Origin of the sequence: Paenibacillus sp. OSY-SE, assembly GCF_000283315.1 — a bacterium.
In the GTDB taxonomy this organism is placed as follows: domain Bacteria; phylum Bacillota; class Bacilli; order Paenibacillales; family Paenibacillaceae; genus Paenibacillus_B; species Paenibacillus_B profundus.
This window is the reverse complement of sequence record NZ_ALKF01000205.1, coordinates 211,715-231,545: the sequence shown is the minus strand read 5'-3', so window position 1 is coordinate 231,545 and position 19,831 is coordinate 211,715. Positions and strand designations below refer to the sequence as shown.

Sequence of the window (19,831 nt, the reverse complement as noted above, 5' to 3'; positions counted from 1 at the left end):
ATCTATATAGATTATCATTATTCTCCGATTCCGCACAAGAGAATCCGCTAAAACCAATTGGTGCTATAAAATCGCTGCGGCTTCCGCTCTCGCAAGTCCATCCGCCTCTTGTATTTCCTCCAGGGATGGGACAGGGATGATATCATGCTTCGAAATCATCTGATATACAATTCGTTCAATGTCCAAGAACCCAATCGCTCCTTGCAGAAAACGGGCAACCGCAACTTCATTGGCTGCGTTAAATACGGTCGTCGCCGTCCCCCCTGCTATGCCGCATTCACAAGCATAACGAACCATCGGATAACGATCATAGTCCATTTCACGGAAATGCAGCTTGGCCACTTGCGCCAAATTCAACGAAGGAGCTTGGTTATGGATCCGTTGCGGATAAGTAAGCGCATATTGAATGGGCACGCGCATATCCGGCACACCCATTTGCGCGATAATGCTTCCATCCTGATACTCCACGAAGGAATGGATAATGCTTTCTGGATGTATAAGTACATTAATGCGTTCATACGGCATATCAAACAGCCAATGGGCTTCGATAATTTCAAGTCCTTTATTGGCCATTGTCGCCGAATCAATCGTTATTTTGGCGCCCATGGACCAATTGGGATGGTTCAACGCTTGCTCTATCGTCACATGTTCCAGCTCTTCCCGCTTTTTATCGCGAAAGCTTCCTCCGGATCCTGTGAGCGTAATGGAACGAACCGCTTCAGCCGCTTCCCCGTTCAGACATTGGAATATAGCGGAGTGCTCGCTGTCGATAGGCATCAGCATAACGCCATTCTCCTTGGCGCGTGCTGTCACTAGATGTCCCGCTGTCACTAGTGTCTCTTTATTAGCGAGCCCTATCGTCTTGCCCGCTTCGATGGCCGCCAGCGTCGATTGCAGCCCTACACTGCCTACTACAGCTGTTATAACCATATCTGCCTCATGATTCGCCGCAACTTCGATCAAGCCTTCCGCACCATAAAACAATTCGACACCGGCCGGAAGCTGATGGCGGATGCGGTCTGCAACCTCTTTATCCTGAACAGATACTTTCCGTGGCCGGAACTCGTGCACTTGTTCTAAAACTAATGCAGCATTGCGTCCTGCTGCCATTGCCTCAATCTTGAAATGTTCTGGATGATGTCTCACAACGTCCAACGTTTGCGTGCCGATGGAACCTGTCGAGCCTAATACGGCAATCCGTTTCATCCTTCCACCTCTTTTTTATTTATATCTATTCGGTAATAACTTCAGAACTGAAGTTCAATTTACAACGTTAAAAGTCCGATCAGATGGACGAAAGGAAAGACGATAAGCCAACTGTCGCACCGATCCAGCACACCACCGTGACCTGGAAGCAATGTTCCGGAATCTTTTACTCCGCGAACCCGTTTATAGGCAGACTGTATTAAATCTCCGATTTGTCCGATGACTGCTGCCGAGATTCCTAAGCCAAGAGCTAATGTCAAGCTTACGAGATCCGGTCGAATGAAATGGAACATAAAGGCGATGATGATGGAGGTCATGACGCCTCCTATCGCTCCTTCAACCGTCTTGTTCGGACTGATTGCAGGCCATAGCTTATGCTTGCCGACAGCCCGTCCAACGAAATAAGCGCCAATATCCGACGCCCAAATGGAAGAAAACAGCATCAAAGTCCAAAACAGACCTTCATCTCCCATGGACGTACGTGTCAACATCATATATTTAAAACCAATTCCAATGTAAAATGCGCCAAGCCACAGTTGGGATACGATCTCAATCGACACTTTATTTTTGGTGATGACCGTCATACACAGCATTACGAACATGCTTAACCACACGACCGTCTCCATCGACATCGACCACGGTAGAGACCATTGCGCCCAAGGAATCGCGATTAGGGCTAAAGTTACATAGCCGGCGATGGACGTTGCATCGAATCGCTTCACATGATGCATACGGGCAAACTCATAGTACCCCACAAAGGCTAACGCGAGGAGCAGCAATTCATAAGGCATACCGCCGATGACGCACAATACACCGAATAACGAGCCGGCTATTAGTCCCGTAACGATTCGCTGTTTCATAAAGACTGTTCCTCCAACTTAGTGTAATCCACCGTATCTGCGAGAACGGCGTTGATATTCCAGAACCGCCTCCATGAGATGCCGTTCCGTAAACTCAGGCCAATACACATCGGTGAACCACAATTCACTGTAAGCAAGCTGCCATAACATAAAGTTACTTAACCGCATTTCCCCGCTAGTCCGTATGAGCAAATCCGGATCTGGTAAATTGTGTGACAGCAAATGATTATGAATCGTGTCTTCATCAATATCATCGACATGAAGCGTTCCTTCCTCAATCTTTCGCATAATGTCGCGAAAGCCTTCTATCAGTTCACGCTGGCTGCCATAGTTCATCGCAAAATTCAGGATGAGCCCTGTATTGTGTTTCGTTTTTTCAATTGCTTCTTCAAGCGCCTGAACTGTATGCTGCGGCAAGCGATCGCGGTACCCCATCATACGAACTTGAACATTTTTCTCAATCAGCTCATTCAGCTCAATAGACAGAAATTCCTGAGGAAGCTTCATAAGAAAATCAACTTCATCTTTCGGGCGTTTCCAGTTTTCAGTGGAAAATGCATACATCGTCAACACCTTGATGCCGATGTCGTTTGCGGCGATGGTGACACGTTTCACAGCTTTCATTCCTGTATGATGGCCTGCGACACGCGGCAATCCACGGTTCTTCGCCCAACGCCCGTTGCCGTCCATAATAATCGCCACGTGCTGTGGGATATTTTCGGGCATCAGTTCCGGCGGTTTGCGGCTTCCCCTTTGCTGCAACCACGCTTGGAATCGCTTAATCATTCGGTCTCCTCCAACCCGGTGATGAAAAAAAGACAATAAACCCCACCGTGCGGAGGGGCATAAAGAACAAATCGCTAATCTCGTTCCCGTATATTACACTTCCATAATTTCCTTTTCTTTTATCGCCAATACTTTATCGACTTCGGCAATATATTTGTCCGTCGACTTCTGAATGTCTTCCTGATGACGACGAGATTCATCTTCAGAAATCGTCGTTTTTTCCAATTTCTTAATATCATCGTTCGCATCACGACGAACATTACGAATGGCAACTTTTGCTTCTTCACCGTATTTTTTTGTTTGCTTAACGAGGTCCGAACGGCGTTCTTCCGTCAATGGCGGAATGGACAGGCGAATAATTGTGCCGTCATTTGCTGGCGTCAAGCCGAGATCTGATTTCATAATCGCTCTCTCAATTTCGGACATGGACGATTTGTCCCACGGCTGAATGATTAGCGTTCGAGAATCAGGCGTGCTGATGTTAGCCAACTGATTCACTGGAGTCATCGCACCGTAGTATTCAACTTGCACACGATCAAGCAAAGCAGGTGTAGCGCGTCCTGCACGCAGGGTAGCAAGTTCGCGTTTCAAGGCGGAAATAGCTTTTTCCATACGTTCTTCTGCGTTCTTTTTCACTGCTTGTGGCACTAGTTTACACTCCCTTTTACTATGGTTCCAATCTTCTCGCCGAGTACGACGCGTTTAATATTGCCTTGTTCCGTAATGGCAAAAACGATAAGCGGAATGTTATTATCCATACAAAGCGAAGATGCGGTAGAATCCATAACTCCCAGGTTGCGGTTTAGCACTTCCATGTAAGTCAGTTGTTCGAATTTCTCTGCAGTCTCGTCCTTGAATGGGTCGGCAGAGTAAACCCCGTCGACTTTATTTTTTGCCATCAAGATGACATCGGCTTCGATTTCTGCAGCGCGCAGTGCTGCCGTCGTGTCCGTCGAGAAGAACGGATTCCCTGTTCCAGCCGCGAAGATGACGACGCGTCCCTTCTCCAAATGACGGATAGCGCGGCGGCGAATATAAGGTTCAGCGATTTGCTGCATCGCAATCGAAGTTTGCACGCGTGTCGGCACGCCGATTTGTTCGAGCGCATCTTGTAATGCAAGTGAGTTCATTACGGTTGCAAGCATCCCCATATAATCGGCTGTACCGCGGTCGATGCCTTTTTCGCTGCCTGCGATACCACGCCAGATGTTGCCGCCACCACACACAATCGCGACTTCAACACCAAGCTCTACGACCTCTTGGACTTGTTCGGCAATAGAATTAATAACTCCAGATTCGATGCCGTAGCCGGCTTGACCTGATAATGATTCCCCGCTTACTTTTAATACGATGCGTTTATAAACCGGTTGTTTCAATGTTTACCCTCCACTTTTCCTAACGGCCGCTAAAAAAGAAGGAACACAATGTGTTCCAACTTTTTAGCGCGTCTGTTGATTACGTATCAGCCGCGTATCCCTATGAGAACCTGTAATGAAAGGTTAGTTCATATTTGCTTGGGCCATGACTTCTTCAACAAAATTATCCACTTTTTTCTCCAAGCCTTCGCCCAGCTCGTAACGAACAAAGCGACGGATCGAGATGTTTTCACCGATTGTGGCGATTTTTTCATTCACCAATGTTTCGATTGTTTTGTCCGGATCTTTAATGAAGGACTGCTCCAACAAGCAGAACTCTTCATAGTATTTACTGATGCGGCCTTCAACCATTTTTTCAACGATCTTCTCAGGCTTGCCTTCGTTCAAAGCTTGAGCTTTCAAAATTTCCTTCTCTTTTTCGATTTCGTCTTGAGGGACTTCGTCACGACGAACGTATTTTGGAGAAGCTGCTGCAATTTGCATTGCGATATCGCGTGCAAAATCTTTAAATTGATCTGTTTTTGCAACGAAGTCGGTTTCACAGTTGATTTCAACCAATACGCCGATTCGTCCGCCAGCGTGGATGTAGGACTCAACAACGCCTTCTGTTGCTACGCGCCCTGCTTTACTCGCTGCGGCTGCCAAACCTTTCTCGCGAAGAAGTTCAATCGCTTTTTCCAAATCACCGTTCGTTGCATCCAATGCTTTTTTGCAATCAAGCATCCCTGCGCCTGTTTTTTCGCGCAATTCTTTTACTGCACTTGCACTTACTGCCATGTCGTGTTCCCTCCATTAATGATTTGGCCGCCTCTCGTATGTATCGCCGGAGGCATGCTGCCGGATAGTGTATACGCCTTAAAAAAAGGGCGGTGAGAGGTGAACCACCTGCCAACCACCCTTTGTTCATCCAATTATAATTTCAAACTTAAGCTGTTGTTTCTTCGCCTTGATGAGCTTCAACGATTGCATCAGCCATCTTGGAAGTCAACAATTTCACTGCACGGATAGCATCGTCGTTACCAGGGATAACATGATCGATTTCATCCGGGTCACAGTTCGTATCAACGATACCAACGATTGGGATACCCAATTTGCGAGCTTCTGCAACTGCAATACGCTCTTTGCGAGGATCGATGACGAACAATGCGCTAGGCAGGCCCTTCATATTTTTAATACCGCCCAAGAATTTTTCAAGACGATCTTTCTCTTTGCGGAGCAAGATGACTTCTTTCTTAGGCAATACTTCGAATGTCCCGTCTTCTTCCATCGATTCAAGCAACTTCAAGCGATCAATACGCTTTTGAATCGTTTGGAAGTTAGTCAACGTACCACCCAACCAACGTTGGTTGATATAGTACATTCCACAACGCTCTGCTTCTTCCTTAACGGAATCTTGAGCTTGTTTCTTCGTACCAACGAACAATACTGTTCCGTTGTCTCCTGCGAGGGATTTTACAAAATTGTAAGCTTCCTCTACTTTTTTCACTGTCTTTTGCAAGTCAATGATGTAAATACCGTTACGTTCTGTGAAGATATATTTGTCCATCTTAGGGTTCCAACGACGAGTCTGGTGACCGAAGTGTACCCCAGCTTCCAACAGCTGTTTCATGGAGATAACTGCCATCTTCACTACACCTCCCAATATGGTTATTTATCCGCCGCCGATATCATCTTTCCCCAAGACTTTCCGCACTTGTCGCGACAGAAAGCACCCTTGTAGAAATTAATCGACGTGTGTTCTTAACACCGTCAATTAATATACCATAACGCCATGCGAGTTGCAACCGTTTTGTCGGGCTAGCCAATAGGATAATCATCAATATTGGTCCAGCCAACAATGATGAGCCAAATATTTCACCCTTCGTTCCACTCTCCTACTGATTCAGATACGGCGAGAACAACGTTGTACAGCAACATAGCCCCCATGGAGCCTACATTCTATATCTGAAATTCGTTAACAGGAGAGAGGTTGTCAGTCATTTTGCCGAGTCGTTTACGGAGGAGATTGGATTCTATCCAATGTTTTCGCAGTTAGAGGGCGATTATATGGAGAACCACTGGAAAAGGTCCAACAGAATCTGGCGTGCCGTTCATCGGAAATAATCCAATGCAGTCCAGCCAGACCTCCATCCCCGCTATCTCTTTAGCAAGAGAAGTTGGACCTGATCAACGCCAGCAAAAACAACTCACTTATTATCCTTATTCACTGGCTTCGGTTGTCCTTGGTCAGTGCTTTCGTTCACCTGGTTATTCCGGGGCACCAGCTCTAGTCCAGCCCGTTCCGCCGCCTCACGCAGCTCCTGCTCCGACACGGGCACCGCATATTTTTGCCCGATGAATATCATTTGAAGCAGCAGTCCGCCTATAATAATTCCCGCTCCAAGTCCGATTAAAAAACGACGATCTTTAAACACGGCGAACCTCCTGCTGCTCCAGCTTAATAATTAATTGCGCTTCACCTCTCGGCATCGCTAACTGCTGTGCTGCCTCTTCTTCCGAGTAACCTTGTTCCAACAAGGCGAACAGCTCCGGGTATCGGGCGCGCAGCGGCACGGCGGCCGGCGCCTCAGGCAAGTCATCCAGGAATGTCTCTACGAAGTCGTCCACTTCACTCGTCTCAAATAATACTTCCTCTACGATCGCTTGCGGCATCGAAGGGGGTTCTGGCGGTGCCTTCTGTTCCTGCTTGCCGCTCTCATCCTTCACATCTTCATTCGCGGATGCAAGTCGTTCTTCGAAGCTGCTCCAATTGTGCTCCAGCTTGTCCATTCTTCTTCTCAACGCGTCATCGCGCAAATCACTCTCTTTCTTCATACGCTCGATTACTGTAATGAGCTTCTCATTTTCCACTTCCAACTCTCTCATGTAATGCTCGAGCGTTTCCTCCATATTGCGGCGCAGTTCGGTTGAATTGCCCTCTGGCACAACCTTCGGCCGCAGCATTCCGACAACTACGATTGCTGCTCCGAGCAGCAAAATGTACATCCACGGTTCCATCTCAGTCCTCCTCGCGCACAAACCATTATATATTGAAAATGAAAACGCCGCGAACCTCATTACCACGGGCACCCGGCGTCATAACTATCAACCTCTAACACATGAAATCAATATGCTTACCTTTATAGGGATGTTCCGCAGGCTTGGAAACTATAAGCGTTTCGCTATTTTCCGCTGCCTCGAGCTGTTCTTCGGCAGTTTCCCGTTCCGAATCCGGTCTGTCCTCTTTCTCCTGATCACGAATGCGGCTTTCCTGTGATGATTGCACTTCTTCGTTGCGTTGACTTGATTTCCTAATCATCTTCTCCGCTTGATCATTCAACAGCGATTGTTCTGTAATCGGGCGCTGCTGCAGCTGTTGATGAATTGCCGAAGCATCCTGAGTGCGCGGAATTGCGATCTGCATTTCCACCGGCTTAACATTCATCTTATCACCTCATCTGATTCGATTGAATCATGTCAAATTAATAATAAGGCGACATCACGATCTCCCCTTCTGACATTCGGAGAGAGATTCTCTGTACTGCATCCTTAATAAAGCGCGTATTGCGGCCGATCACGATCTTTGCGCCACCATATATCACATTTATCACATCGACCGAAGCCAATGCGGTTTCTTCCAACGTCTTCTCAATTTCCAGCATGCGTTCCCTAATTTCTGTTTGCTCTTGCGTTACTTTCTTCTTCGTCGAGTTCAGCTTAATACGCATTCCTAGCTTTTCTCCGGTTAACTGACCTGCTGCAGCCATCTGATCTAAGATGCGCAAGGCCTTCTCTGTCTTCTCTAAGCTATCGATGCTGCTGCGCAGCTTTAAACGCAGTTCCGTTAATTCGTTTCGTAAATCCGGCAGTACGCCAACCTCAATCGTTGTCCCCGTTGACATTGTATTACCAATCGTACGAGCAATGACACGATCGCCAGCCTGTATGATTCCTCCGACAATGAGTCCTTTCGTTCCTTTACAAATCACCTGTCTACTTGCGCGAATATTGGCATGCATGATGCTTTGCGTCACGATGACGTCCGTTGCCGCGCTTACATTCGCTTCTTGTATAAAAGAACACTTTACATGTTGTCCCGCTTTGACATACCCTTTGTTGCCAGCAATGATCCCCCCGCTAATTTCAACGCAGCCGGCAGCTTCCATCTCCGCGCCTTCAACGCCTCCGTATACGCGGATATCACCGGCAGCTTGAACACGGAATCCAGTCAACACATTGCCGCGAATGACAATCGTGCCAATGAAATTAATATTTCCGGTCCGATAATCGACATCCCCGTTCACTTCATATACCGGGAACACATGAATGCGATCCTTATCCATTTTGGAGACCAGCCCGTCAATGGCTGCATACATCGCCCGCTCTTCCGGATCAACGACGACGTTTTTTCCCACTTTAAATCGGGCCTCGCGTACTTTATTCGCCGGAATCGTCTCGCCTGTAACCGCCATGCCGGGTATTCCTTCTTTGCTCGGAATTCGCTCCGCAATGATTTGGCCCTTTTTCACATTATCTAACTGTTTGACCTCTTTAAAATTAACCGTACCATCCTCAAGCTCAGCTGGTTTTGTCTCCCGCTCTCTCTTTGGCAACAAAACATTAATTCGTCCGTCCTCACCCGCTATGGGCGCTTTTCCATGAGCAATCATCGTTGCACCGCGTGCAAAGGCTTTGGGATTAGAAGCAATTTCTTGAAGCACTCTCGCCTGAATTCCGAATCGAACGCCATTGCTGTGGAGCAAAGTTTCCAACTTATCTGCCGTACATTGAAATGCTGCATCGAACTTAACAAACTGCACATAGGCATGAAGCTTGTCCTCAGAAATCGTCACTTCCAAATATTGTTCCAAGGCCAACGTCATACTCATGAAAAATCCCCCTTTCCACCTACTCGATTTAAAGCCTTGCCAGCCAGTGCTTGATTACGCTTCCAGCAGCATACTCTTATGTTTCTCTAATGTAGTTCGCAAGCGTATAATCGCCTTAGAATGCAGCTGGGAAATGCGGGATGGAGATAAGGACATGACTTCAGCAATTTCACTTAATGACAAATCTTCGTAATAGAACAGTGAGATAACAGTGCGCTCTTTCTCTGTCAGCTTATCAATTCCATGTACCAAGGATTCTTTTAAGTAATGCTCGTTTACTTTGCTTTCCGGATTTTTGGCCTTTTCATCGATTAACAATGAAATACGCGTCTCCGACTCATCTTCCCGTATCGGGTCCTCCAAAGAGCATACGGACATGATGGATACATCCTGAACCATGCTTTGAAATTCTTTCTCACCTATGTTTAAATACGTACTCATCTCCTCATCGGTTGCAGTACGCAAATAACGCTGTTCCAAATGTTGATACGCTTCTTCGATCTTCTTCGCCTTCTCACGTACCGAGCGTGGAACCCAGTCTCCTTGACGGAGCCCATCTAGGATGGCTCCGCGGACGCGCCAAGAAGCATACGTTTCGAACTGCAATCCTCTGCGATGATCGAATTTCTCGATAGCATCGATCAGGCCCATCGCCCCATGACTGGCGAGATCATCTTTACTAACGTTGCGGGGCAAACCGGCGGCAAGCCGATTCGAGACAAAGTCAACGATGGGCAAATGAATTTCGATTAATTGTTTCCTCGCGTCAAGGTCTCCATGTTCTTTCCAACGTTCCCATAGCTCAACATGCGAGCATGGGTTTAATTTCTGTACGCTCACCGACAGTCAGCCTCCTTACTTTTGTGTCAGGTGACGAACAGCTTGCGCCAATTGTTCCGCGTCCATCTGCGGATTGGTCACGAGCTTGGGCGGGTTTAACGGCTGAAAGGCGTTTCCGTTATCGTCTTCCCGATCGGCATGCTTCTCTTCGCTCGGCTTCGTCCTTAACAAATCATGCAGCATATCACTTTCATCTGGTGTTGTCATATCCACCGTCTGTCCTTTGTCCGCCATCTCGTGGTCGGAGCCTTTATCTTGCTGTGGCTGCTGCAATAGACCGGCGATAAATCTGAGCGCAAATCCAAGCGCAAACCAGATACAAAGGGCAATGATTCCTCTTATGAGGCTAGTCGTCCATACATTGTTGCTCGAAGAAGCAAGAAATGTAACGACAAATCCGACAGCTCCAAAAATAATATTCCAGCGTATTGTTCCTATCATGGCTTATATTTCCTTTACACCTAACTGTACACTGCGAATGTTCAACATTCCATCTCCGCAGCGCAGTTCAATTGTACGTCCGTAATTTCCGCCCGTATCCTCTGCCAAAAGAGGTATACCGTGTTTTTGCAGCATTTGCTTGCATGATTCCACATTACGCGGTCCGATGCGCATCATGTCATTGTTAGAAGCGAACGCAAACATTTGCGCACCGCCCGCCATTTTGGCTTGTAATCGTGTTAATTTGGCTCCTTCTAGCGTCATACGTCGAATCAGTTCAGGAACAGCAGTGTCGGCATATTTCGCAATGTTGCGCACGCCTTCGCGTGCAATGTCCGAAGATGGCAGCATGACATGCGCCATGCCGGCAATATGGGCAACGGGGTCATACAAAGTCAATCCGACACAAGAGCCTAAACCGGTCGTGCGTATGGAGCCTGTAAGGCACACATTCAAGTCGGCCATGCCGACTTTAACAACCGTGGACTCTTCAATCATTCGAATGGCACTCCCAATGCAGCAAATATTTTTGAAAAAGAGTCCGGGTCAGGTATTAAGAAAAAGGTTCCTTGCACTTCATCGCAGCCTTCCAAAAACTTTGTATCGATTAATAGTGCACTGTCTCCCATCTCCCCATATTGCAAAATACCGTAGTTCAGCACGGCCCCTGCCATGTCAATCGCCAGTTGTGGCACGGTCGGCGACATCGACAGACGGGTGAAATCTGCCAGGGAAGACAAATACGACCCGGCTAAAATGTTGCCAATCTCGGAAAGCGCGGATATTTCCATTTCTGAGAACGCTTGTTCTTCTCCTGCAGGGAAGAACTCCAAATTCGACAACAACTTCTTTGCCGGTTCCAGTTCAAACATAAAAAAGAGATGACTCGATGCTTCACCCTCCACACGAAAGTAGATGGCTATCACAACCTGTTCTGCACCCCCGACTTCATCGGCGATGCACTCAAACGGGACCAACCTTACTTTAGGAACCGCCATGTCGATAGGACGGTTAAGGAGGTGGGAGAGTGCCGTTGCGGCGTTGCCGGCACCAATATTGCCCACTTCCTTTAACACATCCATCTTGTATTCTCCGAGACGTTCGTACAAATGCACAGCTTTATGCCTCGAGTTGTTCTAACTTAATAATTTCGCTTTTGTTTAATACTTCGGCCAAGTTCAGCATAATCAACAAGCGATTATCTCCAAATTTGGCGACGCCGCGCAAATATTTCGCTTGAATGCCTCCGACGACTTCAGGAGCGGGCTCGATATCATCTGAAGTGATGTCTATGACGTCACTCGCACTATCAACGATGAAGCCGACTTCCATTTCATCATGCGCGACGATAATGACTCGCGTCTGATCCGTATGCTCTTCTTCAGCCATCCCGAATCTGCCGCGCAGTTCAATGACAGGCACGACTACGCCCCGGAGATTGATAACGCCTTTAATGAAATCAAACGTCTTCGGCACGCGGGTAATCGGCATCATGCGCTCGATCGTCTTCACCTTTTCTACTTCAATACCATACTCTTCCTGTCCTAACGTAAAGACAACGACTTTAATTTCCTCTGCCATGTCATATCCTCCTCAAGCTTGATATGCAACGAGTGGGCCTTCTTATTTAAGCAACGCGTTCGGATCGATGATTAATGCGACTTGTCCATCTCCCAGAATCGTCGCGCCCGAAATGCCCGGGGTGTTCTTTAAGTAGTTGCCAAGCGGCTTCAACACAATTTCGTTTTGACCGACGAAGTCATCGACGGCAAGCGCTGCAAGGCGCTCCCCTTTGCGAATGATAATAATCTCGATTTCATCTTCATCCATATCGGAATAGCTGGCACAATCGAACAACGCACTAAGCGATAAGAGCGGAATGACGCTATCGCGGTAATCAATCATGCGAATGCCGCCATGAAGTCGGCGAATATCGTCTTTCTGTACCAATCCGGTCTCTACAATCGAGGTTAACGGAATCGCGTACTTCTCAGTGCCCAGCGTGAACAGCATCGCCGACAAGATAGAAAGCGTGAGCGGAAGCTGAACGATAAATGTCGTGCCTTGTCCCAACTTCGATTCGACAATGACATGTCCGCCGAGTGACGCAATTTTGGATTTCACCACGTCTAGACCCACTCCGCGTCCGGAGACGTCGGATACTTTGTCCGCCGTACTGAATCCAGAAGCGAACAAAAGCTGATACACTTGTTCATCGCTTAGAGAAGCCGCTTTGTCAGGACTGACAATACCGTTCTTCATTGCCTTGCTCAAAATTTTGTCACGGTCAATGCCGTGACCGTCTTCCTCAATTTCGATGAAGACATGATTTCCGCTTTGGTACGCACGCAATTGCACCGTGCCTGTCTCTGATTTCCCCTTCGCAATGCGCTCCTCGATGGACTCGACACCATGGTCGACTGCATTCCGAAGCAAATGCACAAGCGGATCGCCAATCTCATCGATAACGGTCCGATCCATCTCGGTATCGGCACCCGTAATAATAAAATCGACTTTTTTATCGAGTGATTTCGCCAAGTCGCGAACCATACGCGGGAAGCGGCTGAATACAACATCTACCGGAACCATCCGCATCTTCAAGACGATATTTTGCAAGTCTGAACTGACACGCACTAAATGTTCGACGGTTTCTGTCAAATCGTGCTGTTTCAACTCGCCTGCCAATTGCTCCAAGCGTACGCGATCGATCAGCATCTCGCTTAATAAATTCATCAGTACATCCAATCGCTCGATGTCTACTCGAATCGTGCGATTCTGAACCGCTTTGTTCGGTGCAGGTGACGCCGAGCTTTTCTTGGCCGCATCCTGCGTCGTGCTAGCTGGTGATGCCGTCGGAGCAGACTTCGGCTTGTCTTGCTCTACAGCAGGCTTCACTGCAGTCGCCGCCGTCTCTTTGGCTGAAGTATGGACTTCATCTGCACGCTGATTCCATTGACGCACATCTTCCAGCGTCATATCTTTGATTTCTACAGACTCAAGCTCGGACACTTGTCCAACTTCGTGCTTAAGCTGCTCCACCTCGGTTTGACTGACGAAAAATATAGAGAAGCCGCTGTCGAACTTATCCTGCTCGATATCCTGAGCTGGCGGTGCGGATTTCACCACTTCCCCATACTGACTCAGCACTTGAAATACCATGTACGCCCGCGCTGCTTTCAGCACGCAGTCTTCTCTCAGCTCGACTCGAATATGGTAGACGTGCATCCCTGCTTCAAGCGATTGTTCCAGAATGCTGCGCTGGAACTCGTCTAAGGACTCGCTTTGGGCTGACGTTTCTTGCTCGGAAGCAGACTCGTCAGCACTCTTTTCTTTCTTGTAATCACCCGATACGATGGATTGCAACGAAGCGACAATCTCAGTCACATCCGCCTTTCCTTCGCCGCCGTTCGTAATATCTCCGACCATTGCTTCCAGCGCATCCAAGCTGCGGAAGAGCGTATCGAAGATGAAGTCATCCATCGATAGCTGATGATTGCGCACCATATCAAGCACATTTTCCATCTGATGGGTTAAGGATGCCAAGTCTTCAAAGCCCATGGTCGCCGACATACCCTTTAATGTGTGAGCGGAACGGAAGATGACTTGAACAATGCTGACATCGTCCGGCTGACTCTCTAACTCTAGCATGTGCTCGTTCAACGCTTGCAAATGGTCGTTCGCTTCGTCAATAAACATGGATAAATACTGGTTTAAATCCATGTTCGAACACCCCCTTTAACGATTTGCACTACTTTGCGTCTTCATTTCACCGCGTTCATGATAGCGCCTGCCATGTCTCTCAATGGAACGATATGCGACACACACCCGAGCTCAATGGCTGCACGCGGCATGCCGAATACGACACAGCTTTCTTCACTCTCCACGAAGGTGGAAGTTACGCCTTCATCGGCCAATTGGCGCATCATCCTGGCGCCGTCACTCCCCATCCCAGTCAAGAGCACGATATGGCGCTCAAGCTGATGGAACGGCAACAGCGATTCGAATAACATGTCAACGGAAGGACGATGTCCAGATCGCGGTTCTGATTTATTTAATGAAATGGCATAGTTGCCATCGGTTTTCTTGGTGGCAGTCATGTGCAAACCGCCAGGAGCGATATACGCCACGCCCGCTTGCAAGACTTCCCCATCTTGAGCTTCTCTTACCTCTAGCTCGCTGTATGTATTTAATCGCTCGGCTAGCGACTTCGTAAAGTTCGGCGGCATATGCTGAACGATGAGAATCGGAGCAGGCAATCCCTTCGGCAAATCAGTCAATAACTGCTTTAACGCGCGCGGTCCGCCGGTTGACGTTCCGATCGCAATGATATGTTCAAAGGAAGTGGTACGCCCTTTCATCCCTCTGACTCCTGGCTTCTCCACGTTGGATCGGGATAGCGGTTTCGCTTCCGGAACGGGATCCGCTACAGGCTTCATAGAGCGATGGTTCACATCCAGCTCTTGATCTGCCCCCTTACGATATCCGTGCAGGCGTTGGGGAACTGCCTTCTTCGCCAACCTGCTCGACGTTATTTCATCGCGGTTGTTAGCTGCTTGATGGCTCCTATCCGGCAGAGACAACGGCTTCTTCTCTCGTGGAATGGGTCGGGAAGGCTCCATAGCTTTGGAGGTGAGAGACGCTTCCCTCGCAAGTCTCTGCTGTCGAAGCTCCTCAAGCTGCCGTCTTCGCTCCTCGGAAGCGATAGCCGTATGCAGCTTCTCGATTAGCATTTCGCCTACTTTATGAATGTCCCCGGTACCTCCCGCTGGACTCGGCTTGCATACGAAATCATATGCGCCGTATTCCAGAGCGGATAGCGTCTCCGAACGTCCTTCTTCGGTCAAGCTCGATAACATGATTACCGGTGTTGGTGCTTCAGCCATAATACGGCGCAGTGCCTCAAGTCCATTTTGGACGGGCATCTCCACATCAAGAGTTACCGCATCAGGCTTTAATTCCTTCACCTTATCTACCGCTTCCAATCCATGACGGGCTGTACCCGCAATCTCGAAAGAAGGATCCTGCACAATTAAATCCGAAATAATAGTTCGCATGAAGGCCGAGTCGTCCACGACGAGCACTTTCTTCTTCGTTGCCAATTCTCATCACGCTCCCTTATGGTGTGGACATCTGTCTATGATGACCAGCGCCGCAGCCAATTTCGAATAAATTGCTTTACTCCGCCGTTCGGTTCCGCCGGGTCCGATCCATTGATGTAGGACTTCGCAAGCTCGCGGATTTGCAGGGACGCCTTGCTCTGCGGATACAACAAGCAGAATGGCGTTTGCTTCTTCACGGCTTGCATGACATGAGGATCGTCATACAGAACTCCCAAAGTCGGTATCGATTGATGCAAGAACCTCCGGGCGACAGACGATAGACGTTCAGCGGTCTGACTGCCTTCCTTCCAATCGGCCGCCCGATTGACGACCAGCCTAAAGTCTGTGCCGTGACCCATGCCGTTCACGATTTTGATTAATGCGTAAGCATCCGCGATTGCCGTCGGCTCAGGGGTCGTTACGACAAACGTTTCATCTGCCGCCAGAATAAAGCGAATCGTTTCTTTGCTTAGACCGGCCCCCGTATCAAACAAGATGATGTCATAACGCTCGGACCAGCTCTCCATCTCGGTGAGCAGCCTGTCGATTTGCTCGGAAGGCAGTTCCAGCAAATCTTGAAATCCTGAACCGCCTGGAATGTAATGCATGCCCAAGGGCCCAATCTGGATGATATCCTGCAGCGTCTTGCGCTGCTGCACAACGTGAACCAGATTCGACGATGCCGTGCTCCCCAGAAGGACATCAATGTTCGCCATACCAATATCAGCATCAAAGACGAGAGTGCGGTAACCCGCTTCCTGCAGCGATAGGGCAAAATTCAATGTAAAATTGGATTTCCCCACACCGCCCTTTCCGCTGGTTACCGTAACTACCCGTGCTCCACCTGACTTCGGATGCTCGTGCGGCGGCGCATCATTCGCGTCCGACCGCTTTGATTTCACTAATCTTCGTAATGCTTGCGCCTGGTCGTTCATCATAAGTTAATCTCCTACGATCCAACGCACGACCTCGTCCACATGAAACGATTTGATATCATCAGGCACGTTTTGACCTGTAGTGATATAACTGAACGGAATCGATGTTCGATCCGCCAAGTTAAGCATTGAACCGTAGGTGTCCGTCTCGTCGGCTTTCGTAAAAATGATTCGGTCGACACGCTGTCTTGAGAAACGTTCCAGAATGGACATCATGTCTTCCGTCTTCGACGTCAAGCTGAGCACTAAAAAGGTCTCGCTGTCAGGCAGCGGCTTGAGCATCGTGTTCAACTCGTTAACGAACATGTCGTTACGGAAATTGCGCCCCGCAGTGTCCATTAGGATGAGGTCACAGCCTTGGAGCGCTTGCAGTGCCCGCCCCGTATCGCTCGGCGAGGTGGCGACTTCGATCGGCACATTCAATATGGAAGCATACGTTCTAAGCTGTTCAACGGCCGCGATCCGATAAGTATCCGATGTGATAAGGCCAACCCGCCGCTGATGATGGAACATCTGATCTGCAGCAAGCTTTGCAATGGTCGTCGTCTTACCGACACCCGTAGGTCCGACCATGTATACGATTCGCGTTGCGGATGTTAAGCCGTTCACTTCATGAGACTGCAGCTGTTCTTTTACAATGTCGCGGACATAGGACCTTATCACCGATATTTCGGGCTGCTCAATCCGGTTGATTTGGCATTTCTCCCATGCTTCCTGCACGATTCGGTAAGCTAGCTCGTTCGCTACGCCCTGATCTAGCAAGCTCTGCTTCATTTCATGCATACTGTCTGGCCAATTGTCGTGATTGACACGCTGCATCACTTTACGCATCATAAGCTTCATTTCATTAAATTCGTTTTGCCAGCCGTCATCTGCAGGCAAGCTCGCAGAGGCGGCTTCCTGCAGACGAGCCTGCATTACCGCATCTTGGAATGCGTTCAGATCCCGCTGTCTCTCTTCTTCCTCCCTGGAATACGGCAATACGCCGACAGGACTTGGTGCAGCTGACGAATGTTCTGTGGGCGCGCGGTTCATGGTTTGTGCCGAATCGTGTCGAGGTCCGGCAGGCCGTACAGCGGTAAGAGCTTCTCTCTTACCGCTGTACGCCGAGCGCGCCATGGAGGACGACACGTATGACTTTGCGCCTGCTGTCTCCTGAAGCGAAGACGCGCTTGAACGCGTCCGTTCCGTTTTCTCCTGTTCGTCCACAGCGGCAACGACTTCGATGCAACGCTTGCGGAACATACCGAGAAATCCGCCCGCTCGTACTTCCTTCGTGCTGACAATGACCGCATCCTGCCCTAATTCATGGCGAATTTGGCTCATTGCCTCGGGCATGGTGTCAACGATGTATTTTTTTACTCTCATACATTCACCACTCCGACGCTTTGAATTTCAACATTCGGTTCGAGCTCATTGTAAGACAACACCGGGATATCCTGCATAGCTCGTTCCATTAACTGGCGCAAATACATGCGTATCGTAGGTGATGCAAGTACGACTGGGGAGTGCCCCGATTGCAGCAGCCGCTGTACTTGCTCGCTGACCCGTTGATACACTTGCTGAGTCATGCTTGGATCCATGACGAGATACGATCCGTGCTCATTCTGCTGCACGCTTTCGGCTATTTTCTTTTCAAGTGAAGGCCCTACCGTAATGACACGCAGCGTTTCACCCGGTACGGCATACTGCTGCGTAATCTGACGCGCCAGCGCCTGACGAACGTATTCCGTAAGCACATCCGGATCCTTCGTATACGTGCCGTAATCAGCCAGTGTTTCGAAGATGGTCACCAAATCGCGAATCGAAATTTTCTCCCGCAGCAGCTTCGCCAACACTTTCTGCACGTCACCGATAGTCAGAACGTTCGGGATAAGCTCCTCAACAAGTGCCGGATACTGCTCTTTGACCGTCTCGATAAGAGATTTGGTCTCCTGACGCCCAACTAACTCGTGCGCGTGCTTCTTAATAATCTCTGTCAGATGGGTAGCGACGACGGATGGCGGATCTACTACCGTATAGCCAGCAAGTTCCGCACGCTCCTTCATCGTCTCATCCACCCAGAGGGCCGGCAGGCCGAATGCAGGTTCCATCGTTTCGATACCTGCTACCGAATCATCCTCATACCCTGGATTCATAGCTAAATAATGATTCAATAAGAGCTCTCCGTGAGCAACGGCATTTCCTTTGATCTTGATGACATATTCGTTCGGCTTCAATTGTATGTTATCCCGAATGCGAATGACCGGAACGACCAGCCCAAGCTCCAATGCGCATTGCCGGCGTATCATAATGATGCGGTCTAGCAGGTCTCCCCCTTGCTGGGCATCTGCCAGCGGAATGAGCCCGTAACCGAATTCGAACTCGATCGGATCCACCTGCAGCAAATTAATGACACTCTCCGGACTGCGCACTTCCTCGATTTGCTGTTCTTCCTCGAGCTGTTCCTCTTCCATTTGGCGAACGTCCATATTTTTCTGCATTCGATAACCGGCAACAGCGAGAATGACCGCAAATGGAATCGTCGGGCCTGGACCGATCGGCGTGAGCAAGCCGAGCATGCTTATCGTTCCAGCGACAATATACAACAGCTTCGGATAGGCAAGCATTTGCGTGCTTAATTCCTCCGCCAAGTTACCATTGGAAGCGGCCCGGGTTACGATGAGACCTGAAGCCGTCGAAATAAGCAATGCCGGAATCTGGCTGACGAGCCCGTCCCCAATGGACAGAATCGAGTATGTAGAAGCCGCATCCCCGAAGCTCTTGCCATGCATGGCCATCCCAATGATAAATCCGCCGATTAAGTTAATCAGGAGGATGACGATACTGGCAATGGCGTCCCCTTTGACGAACTTACTGGCACCGTCCATTGCGCCATAAAAGTCCGCTTGTTTTTCAATTTTCTCGCGGCGTTCACGCGCCTGATGCTCATTGATCAAGCCTGCATTCAAATCGGCATCAATCGCCATCTGCTTACCTGGCATCGCGTCGAGCGTAAAGCGAGCTGCCACTTCAGCTACACGCTCCGCCCCTTTTGTAATGACAATGAACTGCACGACGACAAGAATCAGGAATACAACCAATCCGACAGCTATATTTCCTTGCGCCACCCATTGTCCAAACGTTGCAACTACATCGCCGGCTTCACCGTGCGCGAGTATGAGCTTCGTTGTGGAAATGTTGAGGGCGAGTCGGAATAACGTCGTAATCAACAGCAAAGCTGGAAAAATCGAGAACTGCAGTATCTCTCTCGTATTCATGGCAATAAGAAGAATCATTAATGCTATGGAGATGTTGATTACGAGCAAGATGTCTAACAACCAAGTCGGTATAGGCAAGACCATCATGAGCACGATACCGATGATACCGACTAAGACGACTAAATCTCTCGTTTTCACGGAGTGCACCCTCCATCCTGTT

The 19,831-nt window shown here is 48.9% G+C and carries 21 protein-coding genes; all 21 read right to left on the bottom strand.

Going from position 1 to position 19,831, the window contains the following annotated elements:
- Nucleotides 1-63: 63 nt before the first annotated feature.
- The 21 genes from A372_RS0131930 to flhA all read right to left on the bottom strand — a co-directional run bounded on the left by A372_RS0131930 (nt 64) and on the right by flhA (nt 19,809).
- Nucleotides 64-1,206: a 1-deoxy-D-xylulose-5-phosphate reductoisomerase gene (locus A372_RS0131930; RefSeq protein WP_019425022.1), complete on the bottom strand. Its 1,143-nt coding sequence runs from the start codon at nt 1,204-1,206 to the stop codon at nt 64-66.
- 59 nt (nt 1,207-1,265) lie between these two features.
- The gene (locus tag A372_RS0131925) at nt 1,266-2,066 is read right to left on the bottom strand and encodes a phosphatidate cytidylyltransferase (protein WP_019425021.1); all 801 of its coding nucleotides are present in this window, start codon (nt 2,064-2,066) and stop codon (nt 1,266-1,268) included.
- 18 nt (nt 2,067-2,084) lie between these two features.
- Nucleotides 2,085-2,852, bottom strand: coding sequence for an isoprenyl transferase (locus tag A372_RS0131920; RefSeq protein WP_019425020.1), 768 nt, complete (start codon nt 2,850-2,852; stop codon nt 2,085-2,087).
- 93 nt (nt 2,853-2,945) lie between these two features.
- On the bottom strand, nt 2,946-3,500 hold the full coding sequence (frr, locus tag A372_RS0131915; protein ID WP_019425019.1) for a ribosome recycling factor: 555 nt from the start codon (nt 3,498-3,500) through the stop codon (nt 2,946-2,948).
- A complete protein-coding gene (pyrH, locus tag A372_RS0131910) occupies nt 3,500-4,228 on the bottom strand; it encodes a UMP kinase (RefSeq protein ID WP_019425018.1) in 729 nt (242 codons plus the stop codon). Before pyrH ends, frr begins: the two co-directional genes overlap by 1 nt.
- A 123-nt stretch (nt 4,229-4,351) precedes the next feature.
- A complete protein-coding gene (tsf, locus tag A372_RS0131905) occupies nt 4,352-5,005 on the bottom strand; it encodes a translation elongation factor Ts (RefSeq protein WP_019425017.1) in 654 nt (217 codons plus the stop codon).
- 148 nt (nt 5,006-5,153) lie between these two features.
- Nucleotides 5,154-5,852: a 30S ribosomal protein S2 gene (rpsB, locus tag A372_RS0131900; RefSeq protein ID WP_019425016.1), complete on the bottom strand. Its 699-nt coding sequence runs from the start codon at nt 5,850-5,852 to the stop codon at nt 5,154-5,156.
- Nucleotides 5,853-6,414: 562 nt separating this feature from the next.
- Nucleotides 6,415-6,642: a hypothetical protein gene (locus A372_RS0131895; protein WP_019425015.1), complete on the bottom strand. Its 228-nt coding sequence runs from the start codon at nt 6,640-6,642 to the stop codon at nt 6,415-6,417.
- On the bottom strand, nt 6,635-7,225 hold the full coding sequence (locus A372_RS0131890) for a hypothetical protein (protein WP_019425014.1): 591 nt from the start codon (nt 7,223-7,225) through the stop codon (nt 6,635-6,637). The genes A372_RS0131895 and A372_RS0131890 overlap by 8 nt, the downstream gene beginning before the upstream one ends.
- A 94-nt stretch (nt 7,226-7,319) precedes the next feature.
- Complete coding sequence (locus A372_RS0131885; RefSeq protein ID WP_019425013.1) at nt 7,320-7,652, bottom strand: hypothetical protein; 333 nt, start codon at nt 7,650-7,652, stop codon at nt 7,320-7,322.
- A 37-nt stretch (nt 7,653-7,689) separates the two neighbouring features.
- Entirely contained in the window at nt 7,690-9,096 is a 1,407-nt protein-coding gene (locus tag A372_RS0131880) for a DUF342 domain-containing protein (protein ID WP_019425012.1), read from the bottom strand.
- 54 nt (nt 9,097-9,150) lie between these two features.
- Nucleotides 9,151-9,936, bottom strand: a complete 786-nt coding sequence (locus A372_RS0131875) for a FliA/WhiG family RNA polymerase sigma factor (protein ID WP_019425011.1) — start codon at nt 9,934-9,936, stop codon at nt 9,151-9,153.
- Nucleotides 9,937-9,951: 15 nt separating this feature from the next.
- Complete coding sequence (locus A372_RS0131870) at nt 9,952-10,377, bottom strand: hypothetical protein (protein ID WP_019425010.1); 426 nt, start codon at nt 10,375-10,377, stop codon at nt 9,952-9,954.
- Nucleotides 10,378-10,380: 3 nt separating this feature from the next.
- Nucleotides 10,381-10,875 (bottom strand): chemotaxis protein CheD, encoded by a 495-nt coding sequence (locus tag A372_RS0131865; protein ID WP_019425009.1) that lies wholly within the window; start codon nt 10,873-10,875, stop codon nt 10,381-10,383.
- Nucleotides 10,872-11,459, bottom strand: a complete 588-nt coding sequence (locus A372_RS0131860) for a chemotaxis protein CheC (RefSeq protein ID WP_019425008.1) — start codon at nt 11,457-11,459, stop codon at nt 10,872-10,874. The genes A372_RS0131865 and A372_RS0131860 overlap by 4 nt, the downstream gene beginning before the upstream one ends.
- Before the next feature lie 37 nt (nt 11,460-11,496).
- Nucleotides 11,497-11,958, bottom strand: a complete 462-nt coding sequence (locus A372_RS0131855) for a chemotaxis protein CheW (protein ID WP_019425007.1) — start codon at nt 11,956-11,958, stop codon at nt 11,497-11,499.
- A 42-nt stretch (nt 11,959-12,000) separates the two neighbouring features.
- Entirely contained in the window at nt 12,001-14,097 is a 2,097-nt protein-coding gene (locus A372_RS0131850) for a chemotaxis protein CheA (protein WP_019425006.1), read from the bottom strand.
- 41 nt (nt 14,098-14,138) lie between these two features.
- A complete protein-coding gene (locus A372_RS0131845; RefSeq protein ID WP_019425005.1) occupies nt 14,139-15,476 on the bottom strand; it encodes a protein-glutamate methylesterase/protein-glutamine glutaminase in 1,338 nt (445 codons plus the stop codon).
- 35 nt (nt 15,477-15,511) lie between these two features.
- Nucleotides 15,512-16,414, bottom strand: coding sequence for a P-loop NTPase (locus tag A372_RS0131840; RefSeq protein ID WP_019425004.1), 903 nt, complete (start codon nt 16,412-16,414; stop codon nt 15,512-15,514).
- 3 nt (nt 16,415-16,417) lie between these two features.
- Nucleotides 16,418-17,779 carry a flagellar biosynthesis protein FlhF gene (flhF, locus tag A372_RS0131835; RefSeq protein ID WP_019425003.1) on the bottom strand — a complete coding sequence of 454 codons (1,362 nt, stop codon included), beginning with the start codon at nt 17,777-17,779 and terminating at the stop codon, nt 16,418-16,420.
- Nucleotides 17,776-19,809 carry a flagellar biosynthesis protein FlhA gene (gene flhA / locus A372_RS0131830; protein ID WP_019425002.1) on the bottom strand — a complete coding sequence of 678 codons (2,034 nt, stop codon included), beginning with the start codon at nt 19,807-19,809 and terminating at the stop codon, nt 17,776-17,778. Before flhA ends, flhF begins: the two co-directional genes overlap by 4 nt.
- Nucleotides 19,810-19,831 lie beyond the last annotated feature (22 nt).